The sequence below is a fragment of the Bradyrhizobium sp. STM 3561 genome (assembly GCF_045571455.1).
Lineage (GTDB): Bacteria > Pseudomonadota > Alphaproteobacteria > Rhizobiales > Xanthobacteraceae > Bradyrhizobium > Bradyrhizobium vignae.
In genome coordinates this window covers 4,620,940-4,637,364 of sequence record NZ_CP120695.1, presented here as the reverse complement: position 1 = coordinate 4,637,364, position 16,425 = coordinate 4,620,940, and the positions used below count along the sequence as shown (strand labels likewise).

The following is a 16,425-nucleotide window of genomic DNA, read 5'->3' as shown; positions in this document are numbered from 1 at the left end:
ATAAAGCTGTTAATTTTATCAAGAAAAAAATCATCTAAAATAAAATCTCAAATTTGATTTCTCGTGCTTCGTTTCTGGAACGCTCGCAATGCGAGATGGAGATCTCGAATAGGCGGGCGGGCATGGCGCGTTGCGGATCTATTCGCGGGCGCGGCGAAGTCGTCTATTCTCCGGGGCGAAATTAAGGACCTCGAAGGTAGCTCGGATCATACTCGGAGATCAGACCCTCGATGAGGGACTTGCTGTCGGGTGATGCGGATTGGTACACAGCTATGATAACTGACTTGAAAGCAGGCCGGCGCGCTATCGCAACCTTGAGATCGTGCCTAACTAGATCACGAAGCTCGGGCTCCTTAGTCAAAGTATCCGTGCTAAGAGCAAGTGACACCCTTAATGGAATTAAATCTAGATCGTTTGGTGAAGTATAATATGACATCTTGAGCAAGGCCGCCGAGTTGTATCCGGCTGATTTTTGCTGTTTTGAAACTGCCGCAAGCATGAGCCAGTTATCACCGCGAAGTGGCGAATAGTGTAGCGCGTTTGCGAAAGCGCTCATCGCCGATGGGCGGCCAAAAGCCTCAGCGCCATCCGATTTGGCTTGCGCTGCGGCTGAAGATTGCGTGGTCGTCCATGCCTCTTTGCGCGCAGGCTCCATCAAGGCCGCGTTCCACGCTTTGTCGGTCGCGGCTCCGCTTGAAATGGAAGCTGGCATGGTTGAGATGCTGTCGCCGGAATACCACCACTGTGAGATCATCCAGGCTGCTTGGGCGATCAGTAGCATACCGAAAGAAGCCAGTACTAGGCGCGCCCAGCTCTTGTGAGCTGTGGCCAAATGGGCTCGCCAACCAGTCGATTGTCGGGCACTCGCGTTTTCCAAAAGCTGTTGCGAGGAGAGGCTTTGACCGAAGGCCAAGCCATAGAGCGCCGCGATCAATAGCGATACGCCAAAATTGAGGACACCATCTTCCGCGAACGCTAAGATTGGTAGCGCGACCGAAGCGCCGGCGCCTAAGGCTGCGTATACGTAATCGTACCCTCTTGACAGGGAGCGCTTGAACAGGGTGCAGGCACCCACCAATGTTACGACCAGCAGCCCGCAAAGGAACGCCCGTCCCATCTCAATGGCGATGGTAGCGGCGGCCGTCGTTCGTTCCGGCGTCGCGGTGGTGCCAATCTCTCGATAGATCGGCAGCAGCGCATTGAACGTTCCTGCCCCGGAGCCAACCGGGCCAACGTCTTGCAGCATACGTTCGGTTGCGGTCTGAGTCTCCGTCGCCAGCGCGATCGTCAGGTCCGCATTTCGATTGATCGGAATGATGGTGAAGCTCGCGAAGAAAACGATTGCTATGGTTGCGAGAACACCCGCTGTACCCCAGGGCCCGAAGAACCATCTACGAATAGCGACGACGGCCAGCAACGTCCCGTCACCGAGTAGGATAGCGACCATGGTGGTGAAATCGGTACCGATTGAAACTGCTGCCATGGAGACGATCAGCGATACAATGGCGAGCAAAAGTCTGATCGTCGGGCCGGCCTGGGAGCGTGGTCGCGGCCCGCGACGCTGCAGTTGATCGAACGCCCGGATGGCCAGCGCGGTAGAGACAAGGACCCCGATTGTCGCTGCGATCGATGCAGTCGTGATAACCGAGGTATGCTCGCTAGGTAAGGAATCATGCGAGCGGTTAACTGTGATCCAAATCGTAAGTCCGGAACTGAGCGTCGTAATCCCCGCAAGGCCGTAAAGGACCTGCGCCGCACGTTGCTTTTCCACAGTGACGACCGCGATGATCAGGGCAGTGCTCAGAATGACATTGTATTGTGCGAGCGAGAACATAGTTGCGCAAAGATCAACGGTGAACCGTTCGACGAGCGGTTCGTTCAAAGCGGCCGAGGCGATTGTCCAAATGGAGTGCCCTAGCCCGCGCACCGGGATCGGAACTAGCTGCAAAATCATCCAGAGCGCCGGCGCCACGAGGCTCATCATGAGAAAAGGTCGCAAAAGCCTGCCAAGCCGGCTGATATTGATGGCTGGCAGGAAAAAGGCTGCCGTCAGCGTTGCTGTCGCTACCAAAACCGATACCACCGCCACCCTCTGCAGAGTTGCGGCCATGGCTAATGAGGAGGGGGCCAACAGCAGACTCAGCATTGCGGGCCGGACAATCATGCAGTCATCATCTCTGGCGGCGGCGGCCACCGAAGAACCAGCGAGCTGGCGAAGGGGGGTCTAGGTAATCTCACGAATCGGAAAAGCCGTAACGGGTGTAATGGCTGTCATCATAGTAGTCGCTCCGGTATGCATCGTATCGAGCCATCGCCTTGATATCGGTCTTGTTAAGGACTGCACCTATCAACGACTCATGGATGTCCGGCGCCGTGTGCAGAGCGTGCTGAACCACATCAATCTTAGTCCGCCCCCACTCGACAACGAGAACGAAGCAGTCAATCAGCGGCGCGCACGCTCGTACATCGACCAAGGGGATCAATGGCGGTAGATCCACGATCACGTAGTCGTAGTTGGCCCGCAAATGATCGAACAAAGTACTTATGTTCTCGGCGGAAAGAATCTCACTTGTGTGGATCAGGGGCCTACGCCGCACCGCTGGTAGGAAGGCAAGATTGGTCTTGGGATCTCGCCAAATCGTTTCCTCGAGCGAGCAGTTGCCGTTTGCGACTTCTATGATCCCATCAACCGCTTTGGGCGTAAGAGTGCCGGAGAGCGACGGATTCCTGAGATCGCAATCGACAATGATCGCTCTCTTCCCGCTGTGCCCGACCAGTTGAGCAAGAGACGCAGCAATCGTCGTCTTGCCTTCATTCGGCAGAGCCGACGTGATGCCGACGACCTGATTGGAAGTTTTTGCCGGATTGTGGTCGATGGCGAGCTTAATTGAGCGGATTGCTTCGGTGAACCGAGATAGCGGCATCCCAACAACTGTCTGGTGAACCGCTGGCGCGTTCGAGATCGTCCGTTGTCGCAGATCCTCGACCGTTTGCGCGGCGCGAATCGTTGATTTCGTCGGGCTTGGGAGCTGCAGCAGCGGCACAAGGGACAGGCACGGCAGCTCTAAGGCGGCTTCGAGCTGCGACGAGGTGCGAAAGACGCGGTCCATGACGTCTCTAAAAAATGCCAGGGCTATGCCAAGCGACAAGCCTCCGACTAGGCCGAATCCCAGCACCCGAATTGTCTTGGGCTTGCTTTTGCTCGGGGGCGGCGACGCGGGAAAGATCACCCGAGTCTCTGAGATGGGAAATGTCTCCTGCTGTGCCGAGCCCACGTAACGCTGCAGGAAAGTCTCGTAGAGACTTCGTAAGCCTTTCGCGCGGCTTTCCAGGTCCTTGATGGTCAATTCCGCGGAATTCGTCGACCGTGACTGCGACACGGCCTGAGCCAATTGCTTCTCGATTTCCTGCTGGCGCTGTTTGGCCAGTTCGAATTCGCTTTGGCTGATTCCGGCCAGTCTCTTGACTTCCTCGAAAATTGAGATGCGAAACTCGCGCATACGATTCCGCACGTTGACGACCGCCAGATGGTCACGACCAACGCGGGCCGACAATTCCGCCTCCCGCCTCGACATCTCGAGATATTGCTGGCGCAGGGCAGTGATGATCGAACTATTCATCGCGTCAGGTCCGACAGCATCCAGACCGTCAATCGACGTGAGTTTCGCTGGATCAGAGCCAAGGAGATTCTCATAGCGAGTTAACTTGGCCCTAGCTTCGGAAGTCTGCGCGCGGGCGGCCGCCAATCGGGCGTTAAGGTCGGTGATTTGCTGATCACCGATAGGTTTACCATCCGTGGAAACAATATTGTTCTGGGCTTTGTAGGCGTCGACGGCACGTTGTGCAGTCAGCGCTTGCTCGTCAAGATCGTGCAGCCTCTCCCGCAACCAGCTGGTCGCGCTGCGATTGGCCTCAAATTTCTGTTCCAGCTGGTCTGTGACATAGGCGTTGGCCACTGCATTGACGATCTCCGCCGCTCGGGAGGCGCTACTGGAATTGAAGCTGATCTCAATCACGTTGCTGTATCCGACGCGGCTTGCCGAGAGCCGATCCAGAAATGTGTCTATGACGCTTTCCAATGGCCCGCCGTGCGCGTCGGATTGCCGTTCTTGTGGAGGCGACGAGAGCAATGTTCGGACCGGCTGCCATAGTGACAGCAGAGATGCCCCGGATCCATTGAACTCCGGATCCTCGGTTAGCTTCAGCTGATTGATCACGGCAGCGGCGGTGGCCCTTGATTTCAGGAGTTGAAGCTGCGTCTCGATTTGAGTGCCGTCGAAGGCCTGCTCTGCGAGGATCGATTGTTGCTGGACGAACTGCGCCCGGGGATTGCCCAGCAGTACCTGAACCTGTGCGGTATAGGTTGGAGGCGTCACTCTCAGGTAGAGCAGACTGATCGCCGTTGCGAGCACGGTGGTAACAATGATCATCAGGTATCGGCGGCGGAGAAAGGCTAGTCCGAAATTGATAAGATCGCCGATCCCCCCACTCTCCATTTGATCGGATTGCGCCGGGGCGCCGAATGGCAGGCGTGTGCTGTCGGTCTGTAGAAGATTGCTCTGAAGCATTCCGTACCTATCTGGGCGCCGATGCGGTCACGCGGCACCAGTGTGAGGTTGAGCCGTGCACGTTCATATTAAAAAGGGAATATATCTCATGAAAGTCGAGTTGCCAAATTAAATCGGATAATATTTAATCCGCTTGCGACACTGATAGCGCAAATCGTCCGGCGGTGATTTATTGGGCTTTGGTAAACGGTGGCGCTCAACATTGGCAGGTTTGACCGGTCTTGAAACTGAATTTGGTTCATCTGGAACGATTGGGGCCGAGTGGATGGACCGCAAGCTGGATCCCTTGAGTGTCGGTCCATGGCTTGCGAATCAGAGCAGAGCGGCGGGCCGAATACTGCATTCGGTGGTGCGAGGCATTGGGGTGCGCCTTTTGCTTCGGAGAATGCTGGGCAAGATTCGATGTTGCGGGCCGCATCAGAGGCGTGGTCCCAGTTGCCACGTCATCGGTTCCTGCAGGGAGGTTGAGCTTCCAGCAGCGGCGAGGACGGTGATGGAAACCTTGATGTCGGCTGGGAAGACCGAGGAGCCAGAATACCGGAGACACGCTGATGCTGGAAGTCCGAAGGTGAGAGAGGGGCCTGCGAGGCCACGAAGTATCTCGCCAGCGGGGCCCGGTGCGCGCGTACGACGGCTCGCATTTGCCACCCAGCACTGAGGCCGCTTTGACGGACGACCATCCTCGTTGCCGGTCGGGGCTGGCCAGGTGTCTTCGCGAAGTCGCCGCCCTCCGTGGTGTTCCTGCGATGGCTCTTGGGCGGCAGGGGCTCGACCAAATGGGCCGCGAGGGAATCGAGGAGAACGGTCGCCTCGATCGCCCCATGCGTGATTATCAACGAAGCCGCCTACGCGGCGGTGGATCTGGCCGTGAACTCGAAAGAGCCATCAGCATCAATCGCGACGGCGCAGCGCGATTGGCTAATGTCGCCAACGAAACATTCCATTTCTTATATGTCTCGACCGATTATGTGTTCGACGGCGCGAAGCACGACGCTTACGACAAGACGGATATTGCCGCACAGTTAAACGCCTACGGCGCCGCGCTGCCAGCGAAGCCGCCGTCCTGGCGGTGCATCCGCTTGTGACGGTGATCAGATCCTTTTGGACTACCGTCCACATGGCAACAACTTTGTCCGAACTATGCTGCGGTTATCCGCAACCATGCCCACCGTAATAGCAAGCAAATCCGACATCTGCCTTCGATCTCGCGGATCAGTCGCTATCATCGTCGCATCGTAGCCCGCATCTGTCATCCGACCGGCCAGAGGGCTGCGACCTGGCACCGTTTTGCGGTGGCGGGTTTGACGCTCCCGGCGTGGATGGCGGCAGCGGAACGCGATTCTACCCGATCTTGCGCGTGGTCAGCAGGAGGTTGCCACCCGTGTTATCCGGTTGTCGACGCTGATGCTCGCTGCATGCGAAATCGTGGTCGCTGCGACGCCTGGCAAAGGGTGTATGGCATCCTGTGTGGCCAATATGCGGAGGAGGTCGTCAGAGGGACGCTTTATTAAATGAGTGGTTCCGTTTATAATAAGACAACATTTCCATAATGTGAGTTGACGATTTAATTGATCCGTACTTTAATTATTAAAAGTTGTAATTAGGGGTCGGCCATGTCGAACAGTCCAGACATTTTGTCGAGCGTTCGAATCGCGCAGCGGCTTCTTCCTGGGAGATCGGAGGGCAGTCTCTACGGCGGCGGAATCGGACCGCAGGGTACTGGATTGAGAAGGCTCCTGGATTCTGATTTGGCCAGCCCAAAGCTGGCTTCATGGACGGGCTTTTTCGGCGGAACGGCATCATTCCGATGGCAAGGTGTGGCGTTAGTTGCCTCCCCCGACCAGACGGCGGGCGATCTTAGGACGCAGAGCTCGAATATTGCCTGGGACTCGAACAATTTCGTCTCCGGCTGGCGTCCCCGAGACGATGCCGCCGAGATGGTCCAGCCCGTCGGCGCACATGGCGGGTCGGCCTTCAATTTTGTCCGAACAGGATCGATGTCCGTAGCTACGGATAACGGAGACTACGCGCCCGGCAGCACGGCAACGTTCACTGCAACCGGCATCAGGTCGGGAGCGTCGGTCACATTCAGGATTGCGGACCTGTTGAGCGCACCAGGCGCTAACGGCATTGCTGATGTTTATGCGCCATTCACGGTGAAGGACGGCGGCAGTGGCGATCTGGACGGAATCGCCAATGGCAGGGTTGTCGCGCAATGGCAGGTGCCAGGGGACGGCCGCTCGACAGGTGCGACATTGCAGCTCACCGCCACTTCCGACGGCCAGACTGCGACGGTGACCTTCAGCGACGCGAGCAACAAGATCGTCACGGAGAATCAACTACCGGGTACGCCGAAGAGTACGTGGGCGATCCACGGTTCGATCAACAACGAGGGCGACTCGCAGATTGAAGGCTTCACGACGCAGATCAGCACCAATGCTGGACAAACTGTTTCCTTCAAGATCGATACCGCTTCCAGTGTGAACGGCTATACGCTCGATATCTACCGGCTGGGTTACTATGGTGGCAATGGTGCACGCCTGATCACCAGCATGCATCACACTGGAACGGACAATCAGCCGGACCCGATTTTTAATTCTGCGACCAGAACCGTCGACGCTGGAAACTGGTCCGTGACGGATTCATGGACGATCCCGAGCACAGCCGTCTCGGGGGTCTATTTCGCAAAACTGACATCGGATACTGGGAATTTCCAAAACATGATTCCGTTCATCGTTCGCAACGATGGAACGGCCTCGGATCTCCTATTCCAGACCAGCGATCAGACCTGGGAAGCGTACAACCCATGGGGGGGGTACAATCTGTACCAAGGCCCCAGCGGCACAAACAGCGATCGTGCGTATGCGGTAAGCTACAATCGACCGATTGATATGAATTCCACCTCGAATTTGGCCGGGCCGGCGGACTTCCTGTTTGGCGAGGAATATGCGGCGATCTATTGGTTGGAGCAGAACGGCTACGACGTCAGCTACATCTCAGGCATCGATGCCGCGATCAATCCTTCTTCACTGCTCAACACCAAGGCGTACGTCGATGTCGGCCATGACGAATACTGGACCCAATCGCAATTCGCCAATGTCAAGGCAGCGGCCGATGCAGGTGTCGATCTCGCTTTCCTGAGCGGCAATCAAATCTATTGGGACACCGAGCTTGCTCCAAGCTTCGACGCCAGCCATACGCCAAACAGGACGGTCGTCGAGTACAAGGACATCTGGAGTGGCGCACAACTCGACCCGAACGGCACCGCGAACGGCGGGGCGGGCCTGTTTCGCGATCCTGTTTACGGACCTGGCACGCCGGAGAATTCGCTTTCCGGCACGATCTTCACGGTCGACGATACGGGGACGCTCGACAATATCACGATCCCCGCCAGCATGTCGCAGCTGCGCTTCTGGCGAAACACCAGCATTGCCACCGGCAATGGAGGAACACTGACCCGGCTGCTCGGCTACGAGTGGGACAGCGATCTCGACAACGGCGCCCGGCCGGGCGGGTTGATCGATCTGTCCTCGACCACGATGAACGTCGGTTCGCTCCTGCTGGATAACGGATTGACGACCGGTCCCGGGACAGCAACGCACAGCCTCACGCTCTACCGTGATACGACCAGCGGCGCCTTGGTTTTTGGCGCAGGCACGGTGATGTGGTCCTGGGGATTGTCAAATCAGTACGTTCCATACCACGGCATCACTGCACCGGTCAGCACGGCTGTGCAGCAATCGATGGTAAATTTGTTTGCCGACATGGGGGTGTCGCCTCAGACGCTGCAGGCTAGCCTCGTGCTTGCTCAAGCATCGACCGACCATACTGCGCCGACAGCAGCCATCAGCTCCCCGACAGGCGGCACGAGCATCAATCAGGGTCAGGGCGTTACGATCACCGGTACCGCATCGGACGTCGGCGGACGCGTGGCTGGCATCGAGGTCTCAACTGATGGTGGCGCGACCTGGCACCCTGCAACCGGGACGACGAGCTGGAGCTACTCATGGGTCGCTTCTGGCCCGGGCACGCATATCATCGAGGCTCGCGCGACCGATGATAGCGTCAACGTCCAGACGACCCCGGCCAACGTCAGCGTCAACGTCACAGGAACAAGTGGCGGGGGAACAAGCCTGTTCAGCGCCGGCAACGTACCGACCGCGACCGGTTTGAATGACGGCTCGCCACTCGAGGTCGGTGTGAAGTTCACGTCCTCTACGGCTGGTCAAATCACCGGATTGAAATTCTATCGCGATGCGGGTGACACGGGGACCGACCTCCTGGATCTCTGGAGCTCGAATGGTACCAAGCTCGCCAGCGCGACCTTCAGCAACACTACGGCAAGCGGCTGGCAGACGGTCAATCTCACGACGCCCGTCTCGATCAGCGCCAATACAACCTACATCGCTTCGTATCACACCAGCGGTGCCTACGTCGCCACGACGAATTTCTTCGCCAGCGCTTTCACGAGCGGTGGTTTGACGGCGCCTTCATCCACCTCTTCCGGCGGCAACGGCGTCTATTCCTATGGCGGCACCAGCACCGCCGGCATCTTTCCGACGAGCACATTCGCGTCCTCGAACTACTGGGCCGACATCGTGTTTGCGCCGAGCAGTGGCAGCAACACGCCACCGACCGCTGTTGCCGACACAGCTGACGCGACGGAGAAGGGCGGGGTCAACAACAGCACGGGTGGCTCGCCCGCCACGGGCAACGTGTTGACCAATGATACCGATCCCGATGCGGGAGACACGAAGACCGTCACCGCCGTCAGCTTCGGCTCGACCTCCGGGACGCTTGGTACGGCGCTCAATGGGGCGCACGGCAGCCTGGTCCTCAATGCCTCTGGTGCGTTCACGTACACGGTCAATGAAACGGATTCGGCCGTGCAGGCATTGCGGCTGTCGACAAATACCTTGACTGACGTATTCAACTATACGATGCGCGACACCGCCGGTGCAACGTCGTCGACGACGCTCACCATCACCATTCATGGTGCCGATGATGCGCCGGTGCTGGCGGTCCAGACCAACAGCCAGACCGCAACGGTTGGCTCGGCCTTCACGCTGACGCTGCCGGTCGGCACCTTTACCGATGTCGATTCCGGCGACTCGCTCACCTACGCCGCAACTGCTGCCGACGGCACGGCGCTTCCCGGCTGGCTGACCTTCACCCCGTCGACCCGTACCTTCAGCGGCACACCGGCGTCCGCAAACGTCGGTACCATCAGCGTCAAAGTCACAGCGACCGATCTCGGCGGTCTCGCCGCAAGCGAGACATTCAATATTACTGTGGGGACAGCTCCACCAACGGTAAGCTTGTTCTCGAGCTCGGATAGGCCCGCAGTGCTGTCGGACCCCGACTCGTCGCAGGTCAACCTCGGCGTAAAATTTACCTCATCCGTTGCCGGCACGATTACCGGAATTAAGTATTACAAGAGTGCGAACGATACGGGCACGCATACAGGCTCATTGTGGAGTAGTACTGGTACGCTGCTGGCAAGCGCGACATTTGCCAATGAGACCAGCAGCGGTTGGCAAACCGTCACTTTCAGCAGTCCGGTGTCGATCACCGCCGGCACAACCTACGTCGCAAGTTTCCATAGCAATGGTCACTACACCGATACGACCAACTATTTCACGACTTCCCACACCAACGGGCCGCTTACAGCTCCGGCGAGCGGCAATGGCGTTTTCACATATGGCACCGGCAATTCATTTCCGACCAGTACTTTCAACGCTACCAATTATTGGGTGGACGTCGTGTTCAGCAGCTCGAGCGGCGGCACCAACCAGCCACCGGTCGCGAACAACGACAGCGGGTTCAATGCCACGCAAAACGTTCCACTTAGCATTTCCGGGACGTCGTTGCTGGCCAACGACACCGATCCGAATGGTGATATCCTGGCCATCACGGGCGTCAGCGGAGGCGTGAACGGCACCGCCAGCTTCAACGCTCAGAACAACACAGTGACGTTCACTCCGGCCAATAACTTTACCGGAGCGGCTTCATTCGATTACGCCATCACGGATGGGCGGGGTGGCACAGCTAATGCAACCGTGAGTGTGACCGTTCACGCGCCATCGTCCAGCATCGTAAGCCTATTCAGCTCCAATCCAACGCCAAGCATTGTTTCGGTCAACGATCCAAATTCGGTGGAGCTTGGCATGAAATTCCAGGCGTCCACTGCAGGCGATATCACCGGCTTGCGCTTCTACAAGGGGCCGAACAACACGGGCACCCATGTCGCCGATCTGTGGAGCAGCACGGGCACCTTACTGGCCACGGCAACCTTCACGAATGAGACGGCAAGCGGCTGGCAGCAGGTCAATTTCAGTACGCCCGTGACGATAACGGCGGGGACCACTTACATCGCATCCTACCACACTGCGGGAAACTACTCGGCCGATCCGAATCTCTTCGCCAACTCAGTCACGAACGGACCGTTGACAGCTCCTTCGTCCGCATCCAGTGGCGGCAATGGCGTCTACGCCTATGGGACCGGAAGCCTCTTCCCGACCAACACGTTCAACTCGACCAGCTACGCCGTGGATGTCCTCTTCAGGGCGCAGCTGGCAGCATAGGAGTCTTGGAATGCACGCAGAAATCTACACCGATGGAGTAGACGAGATCACCATCGGAGGGTCGATCGTACGGGTCGATCTGATCAGCCTTTCACCCACGGAGCGTGACGCCAACGACGCGCCGAAGAAGGTCTTATGCCAGAGGCTGATCTTCTCGGTGGAATCCTTTGCGAACTCAGTCGAGGTGATGCAGAATGCCCTTCAGGGACTGATTGATGCCGGCGCGATCCGGCGCAACCAGCCGAGGACGGCGGAGTCTCCGCACAGCATTTCGTCTGTCGAGCGCGCACCCTCAGCCACGATTAGCCCCCGGCCTCCGAATGTCTCAAGTAATTTCAGCTGAACTCGGCGGCGCCGACAGCTCAGTTGTGGTTTGCGCCGAACCACCGCATACAGCTGCTCGAACGGCACTGGAAAGTCTAGCCAAAGTCGCAGCTCACCACGGCATCGATCTGCCTGCGGACCGTCTGCAGCATGCCTACGCCACCGATGGCAAGGCGATCGCGACGGATCTGCTGTTGCGAATGGCACGCGAGGCCGGGCTTCGCGCAAAAGCTGTGAACCTCGATTGGGGCGCGCTATGTCGCCTAGGAGAGGCCTATCCGGCCATCGTCCGCCTCTCAAACGACAATTGGATCGTTGTGCTTGGAGCTCGGCAGGGAGCAACCGGTGTTGAGGCGGTTACGGTCTTGGATCCGCTTGCCGACCGTCAGAGCGAACCCCTGATCGTTGATAAAGACCGGTTCTGCGCGCGCTGGGCGGGGGAGGTAGTCCTGACGAAGCGTGAGAATCTGTCGTCAGAGAATCGGAGAACGTTCGGGTTGAGGTGGTTCGTACCCGAACTCCTCCGGCAATGGCGGCTGTTCGGTAATGTCGCGCTTGCCGCAGTCCTTCTCTACGCACTGGGCCTCGTGCTTCCGATCTTCTTTCAACTTGTCATTGACAAGGTCCTTGTGCACGAGAGCTTCACGACGCTCTATGTGCTCACGGCCGGTGCGACCGCAGCACTTGTCTTTGATGCGACATTCGGGTTCTTGCGACGTTACTTGTTGCTCTACGCAACAAACAGGGTCGATATCCGGGTCGCTACCAAGACATTCGGCCACCTCCTCGGGCTGCCGGTCACGTTCTTCGAGCACATTTCAGCCGGCGTTCTCGTAAAGCACATGCAGCAGGCGGCCCGGATTCGCGAATTCCTGACTGGCCGACTCTTCCTGACCACCCTCGATGCTCTGTCGCTGTTCGTCTTCATTCCGGTGCTGGCGCTCTATAGCGCCAAGCTGACATGTGTGGTCCTGGCCTTCACAGCCGTCAGTGCGACCGTCGTCACGCTACTGATGGGTCCGTTCCGGCGTCGTTTATACGACCTCTATCAGGCCGAAGGCGCGCGGCAAGCACTTCTTGTCGAAACCGTTCACGGCATGCGCACAGTGAAATCGCTTGCAATGGAGCCGCTGCAGAGCAGGGTGTGGGACCAGCGCTGCGCTCAGTCGGTGACGATGCGCTTCGGGGTTGAGAAGATTTCGGCGGGGGCCCAGGCGGTTACGGGATTCCTCGAGAAAATGATGACACTCGGGATCATCGCGGCGGGCGCGCTCGACGTGTTCAGCGGCGAAATGACGATCGGCGCACTCGTCGCGTTCAACATGTTGGCAGGGCGGGTGTCGGGACCGCTCGTCCAACTCGTGACCATGGTGCACGAATATCAGGAAGTTGCGCTCGCAGTTAAGATGCTCGGCGAGGTGATGAACGAGAAGCCGGAGCGTGATGGCAAGAGCGATGGCCTGCGCCCGGATCTTGCGGGAAAGATCGAGTTCGAGAGTGTCTCATTCCGCTATGGACCGGAAGGAGGGCCGGCGCTCGACCAGGTCTCCTTCTACATCGCACCGGGCTCGATCTTCGGGATCGTCGGCCGGAGCGGCTCGGGTAAGACCACGCTGACAAGGCTGATCTCGGGAATGTATCCGGTGCAGCAGGGCTTGCTGCGCATTGACGGATATGATGCCCGGGAGCTCGACCTCGCTCATCTGCGCCGGAATCTTGGAGTTGTCCTGCAGGACAATTTCCTGTTTCGCGGAACCGTTCGCGAGAACATCGCCTGCGTGAAGCGTGATGCAACATTCGCGGAAGTCGTTAAAGCAGCACAACTGGCAGGGGCCGTCGAGTTCATTGAACGGTTACCCCGTGGTTTCGATACCATGCTGGAGGAAGAGGCCTCGAACCTCTCTGGCGGTCAGAAGCAGCGGCTGGCTATCGCGAGAGCTCTAATCACCAACCCGCGCATATTAATCCTCGACGAAGCGACCAGTGCACTCGATTCCGAGAGTGAAATGATCATCAGGCGTAATCTGCGCCGCTTGGCGGCGGGAAGAACGGTCATCATCGTCTCGCACCGCCTCTCGATGTTGACGGAGGCGGCTCAAATCCTCGTCATCGACCGTGGTCGAGTCGTCGATATCGATCGTCATGACCACCTGCTGTCGAAATGCACGATCTACCGACATCTTTGGAACCAGCAGACGAAGCAAGTCGCATGAGCAGGATGGAAAAATCTCCCGCGAAAAGAAGGCCCGACGAATCGGTCGCAAAGACGGTCGATCGAAGGCGCCGAACGATGTTCAGGCCGGCTACGCCGCGGCCAGCCGTAGTCACGGAATTCCAGTCCGACGCGCTGGAGATCGAGCAGCGGGTGCCTTCGCGAGCCGCGCACATGATGCTCTATGCTGTTGTAGCGCTCATAGCGGTTGCGATCGCCTGGGCGTCGCTGTCGCAAGTGGATATGATCGTGACGGCGCAGGGCAAGCTGATCACGACCCAACCCAATTTGGTCGTGCAGCCGTTGGAAACGTCGGTAATTCGGGAGATCAACGTCAAGCCTGGCGATCGAGTCAAGCGCGGCGACGTGCTGGCAACCCTTGATCCAACCTTCTCGCAAGCTGATCTCGACCAGTTACGTATCCGCGTCGCCGCCTTCGATGCGGCTATCGCCCGGCTCCGCGCGGAAGTGAGCGGAACGGAGTATGTCGTCAGGAATCCTGCAAATGCCGATGAGATACTTCAGCAGAAGGTGTTCCTTCAGAGAAAGAGCGCCTATGATGCCCAGTTCCAGAACTACGAGGCGCAGATCGCTTCCGCGCAGGCGAATCTGAAGACAGCGCGGGATGAAGAGGCGGTCCTGGTCCAGCGGTTGGACAACATGCAGCTCGTCGAGAGCATGCGAAGTTCGTTGATGGCCAAGGAGGTGGGCTCGAAGCTGAACTTCCTGCTTTCCCGTGATGCGCGGCTGGAGGTCGAGAGCAATTTGGCGCGTGTTCGCGGCAGCATCGTCGACAACTCGCATCGTTTGGACAAAGCCCGGGCAGATCAAAAGGTGTTCGCGGAGGAGTTTCGTCGCACCGCCTATCAGGACTTGGTCGAGGCCTTGGCCAAGCGCGACAGTGCCGCCGAAGATCTTAAGAAGGCCGAGCTGCGCCGGCAGTTGATCGTGCTGCAGGCCCCGGCAGATGCGGTGGTGCTCGAGATTGCCAACCGCACAGTTGGCTCGGTCGTCCGGGAGGCTGAGACGCTCTTCATGCTGGTCCGTCGTGACGCGCTACTCCAGGCTGAGGTTAACGTGGAAGGGAGGGACATTGGCCAGGTGACGGTTGGGCAGCCGGTGCGGATCAAGTTCGAAGCGTTTCCATTTCAGAAATACGGAACGGCCACCGGAGAGGTCAGCGTCGTCAGCCAGGATTCATTTTCTCCTGATCCGAAGAGTGAAGGCGCGCGTCACCAAACGACGCCGTACTACCGCGTACGCGTTGACCTGTCCGATACGCATCTTCGGCTGCCGCCAGAACGCATGCAGTTGATCCCGGGCATGGCGGTCACGGCTGAGCTGAAGGTCGGACGGCGCACGGTCATTTCGTATTTCCTGTATCCGCTGCTCCGCGGCCTGGACGAAAGCATCCGGGAGTACTGACAAGTCTGCAATACCGGACCTTGCCTCGCGGTGCGCAAAGTCGCCGCGGAGATAACGACCGATTCTCGCGGCTCCTACCTCAAAAGCCTCTCGATCCGCGTTAAATAAATAAAATAGATATTTTGACAATTAAATCGTTTAATGCTATTTAATAATAATTCCGAGAAGTTTCTCGCCTAACTCCGCATGAGTGTTCGAACTCATTTTGCTGGTCTGCAATCGGCGCTTTCCGGTTCACGACTGTAAAGGAGGCAGCCCATGTTCCGAGGCTTCATGCTGCAGCAACACCCAAGTGTGTCGGCTCGACATCGTCCAAAGCTGTTGGCGGTTTCCTCGGGAGGAGGGCACTGGGTGCAACTTTTGCGCATCAAGGACGCCTTTGAAGGGTGTGAAGTCGTTTTCGTGACTGTTCACGAGTCCTATCGCGCGCAAGTGGCCGGTCACAAATTTCACGTGGTGAATGATGCCAATCGTTGGACCAAGATCAGGCTTTTAAGAACCGCGCAAAGCCTCGCGCGGATCATTTGGAGTGAGAGGCCTGATATCGTCATTTCTACGGGGGCCGCTCCGGGATATTTGGCGCTCCGGCTCGGACGGATCATGGGTGCGCGAACCATCTGGCTCGATAGCATCGCCAACGTAGAACATCTCTCGATGTCCGGGTTCAGGATTGGTCGTTCTGCCGACCTTTGGCTGACGCAGTGGCCCCACCTGGCGCGCCCCGAAGGCCCCCATTACGAAGGCGCAGTGCTATGATTTTCGTGACAGTCGGAACTCAGGGGCAATTCGACCGCTTGATCCGGACCATCGATGAATGGGCCCGCGTGCGTGGAAGAACGGACGTGTTCGCCCAAACGGGTCCATCAGACTATCACGCCCGGCACATCCGCGTCGAACGGTTTATTGATCCCAGCGAATTCAGGAGATGCGTGGAATCAGCAAGCCTTGTGGTCGCCCATGCGGGCATGGGGTCGATCATCACGGCTCTCGAGCTGGGGAAGCAGATCATTGTCATGCCTCGCCGAGCGGAGTTGGGCGAGCATCGAAATGATCATCAGGTCGCAAGCGCAAAGCGTTTCGCCCAACAAGGCCGGATCATCGTTGCTCTCAATGAGAAGGAATTGGTCGATAAGCTGGATCGAGTCGGCTCCGCTGAAAACGCCGAGCGGCTCGGTGGGCAAGCATCATCTCATCTCATAGACACCATTCGGACGTTCATCGACGCGGAGCATATTCGTGTTGAGAATAGAACGTAATGGCCGGAGGTGTTGCTATCTTGAACGAGGGAATCCTTGATCTCTGGTGCTTGTTG

Annotated in this window: 9 protein-coding genes; 7 read left to right on the top strand and 2 right to left on the bottom strand. The window is 58.0% G+C overall.

All coding sequences use genetic code 11. The features are described 5' to 3' along the window. Positions 1-181: 181 nt before the first annotated feature. Entirely contained in the window at positions 182-2,164 is a 1,983-nt protein-coding gene (locus P6U28_RS22040) for a hypothetical protein (protein ID WP_407119877.1), read from the bottom strand. 70 nt (positions 2,165-2,234) lie between these two features. Continuing rightward, positions 2,235-4,568, bottom strand: a complete 2,334-nt coding sequence (locus P6U28_RS22035; RefSeq protein ID WP_407119876.1) for a Wzz/FepE/Etk N-terminal domain-containing protein — start codon at positions 4,566-4,568, stop codon at positions 2,235-2,237. 776 nt (positions 4,569-5,344) lie between these two features. Here P6U28_RS22035 and P6U28_RS22030 point away from each other — a divergent pair. The 7 genes from P6U28_RS22030 to P6U28_RS22000 all read left to right on the top strand — a co-directional run bounded on the left by P6U28_RS22030 (position 5,345) and on the right by P6U28_RS22000 (position 16,369). Then, positions 5,345-5,653 (top strand): sugar nucleotide-binding protein, encoded by a 309-nt coding sequence (locus P6U28_RS22030; protein WP_407119875.1) that lies wholly within the window; start codon positions 5,345-5,347, stop codon positions 5,651-5,653. A gap of 663 nt (positions 5,654-6,316) precedes the next feature. Then, positions 6,317-11,152 (top strand): DUF4082 domain-containing protein, encoded by a 4,836-nt coding sequence (locus tag P6U28_RS22025; protein ID WP_407119874.1) that lies wholly within the window; start codon positions 6,317-6,319, stop codon positions 11,150-11,152. Positions 11,153-11,162: 10 nt separating this feature from the next. Beyond that, positions 11,163-11,495: a hypothetical protein gene (locus P6U28_RS22020; protein ID WP_407119873.1), complete on the top strand. Its 333-nt coding sequence runs from the start codon at positions 11,163-11,165 to the stop codon at positions 11,493-11,495. Beyond that, entirely contained in the window at positions 11,473-13,689 is a 2,217-nt protein-coding gene (locus P6U28_RS22015; RefSeq protein ID WP_407119872.1) for a peptidase domain-containing ABC transporter, read from the top strand. The genes P6U28_RS22020 and P6U28_RS22015 overlap by 23 nt, the downstream gene beginning before the upstream one ends. Further along, entirely contained in the window at positions 13,686-15,113 is a 1,428-nt protein-coding gene (locus P6U28_RS22010; protein WP_407119871.1) for an HlyD family type I secretion periplasmic adaptor subunit, read from the top strand. Before P6U28_RS22015 ends, P6U28_RS22010 begins: the two co-directional genes overlap by 4 nt. A gap of 258 nt (positions 15,114-15,371) precedes the next feature. After that, positions 15,372-15,869: a UDP-N-acetylglucosamine--LPS N-acetylglucosamine transferase gene (locus P6U28_RS22005; RefSeq protein ID WP_407119870.1), complete on the top strand. Its 498-nt coding sequence runs from the start codon at positions 15,372-15,374 to the stop codon at positions 15,867-15,869. Beyond that, the gene (locus tag P6U28_RS22000) at positions 15,866-16,369 is read left to right on the top strand and encodes a glycosyltransferase (RefSeq protein WP_407119869.1); all 504 of its coding nucleotides are present in this window, start codon (positions 15,866-15,868) and stop codon (positions 16,367-16,369) included. Before P6U28_RS22005 ends, P6U28_RS22000 begins: the two co-directional genes overlap by 4 nt. Positions 16,370-16,425: the final 56 nt, after the last annotated feature.

Excerpts from the sequence above, each read along its gene's own strand:
- P6U28_RS22040 (WP_407119877.1), bottom strand. The coding sequence starts at position 2,164 with ATGATTGTCCGGCCCGCAATGCTGAGTCTGCTGTTGGCCCCCTCCTCA.
- P6U28_RS22035 (WP_407119876.1), bottom strand. The coding sequence starts at position 4,568 with ATGCTTCAGAGCAATCTTCTACAGACCGACAGCACACGCCTGCCATTC.
- P6U28_RS22030 (WP_407119875.1), top strand. The coding sequence starts at position 5,345 with ATGGGCCGCGAGGGAATCGAGGAGAACGGTCGCCTCGATCGCCCCATG.
- P6U28_RS22020 (WP_407119873.1), top strand. The coding sequence starts at position 11,163 with ATGCACGCAGAAATCTACACCGATGGAGTAGACGAGATCACCATCGGA.
- P6U28_RS22015 (WP_407119872.1), top strand. The coding sequence starts at position 11,473 with ATGTCTCAAGTAATTTCAGCTGAACTCGGCGGCGCCGACAGCTCAGTT.
- P6U28_RS22010 (WP_407119871.1), top strand. The coding sequence starts at position 13,686 with ATGAGCAGGATGGAAAAATCTCCCGCGAAAAGAAGGCCCGACGAATCG.
- P6U28_RS22005 (WP_407119870.1), top strand. The coding sequence starts at position 15,372 with ATGTTCCGAGGCTTCATGCTGCAGCAACACCCAAGTGTGTCGGCTCGA.
- P6U28_RS22000 (WP_407119869.1), top strand. The coding sequence starts at position 15,866 with ATGATTTTCGTGACAGTCGGAACTCAGGGGCAATTCGACCGCTTGATC.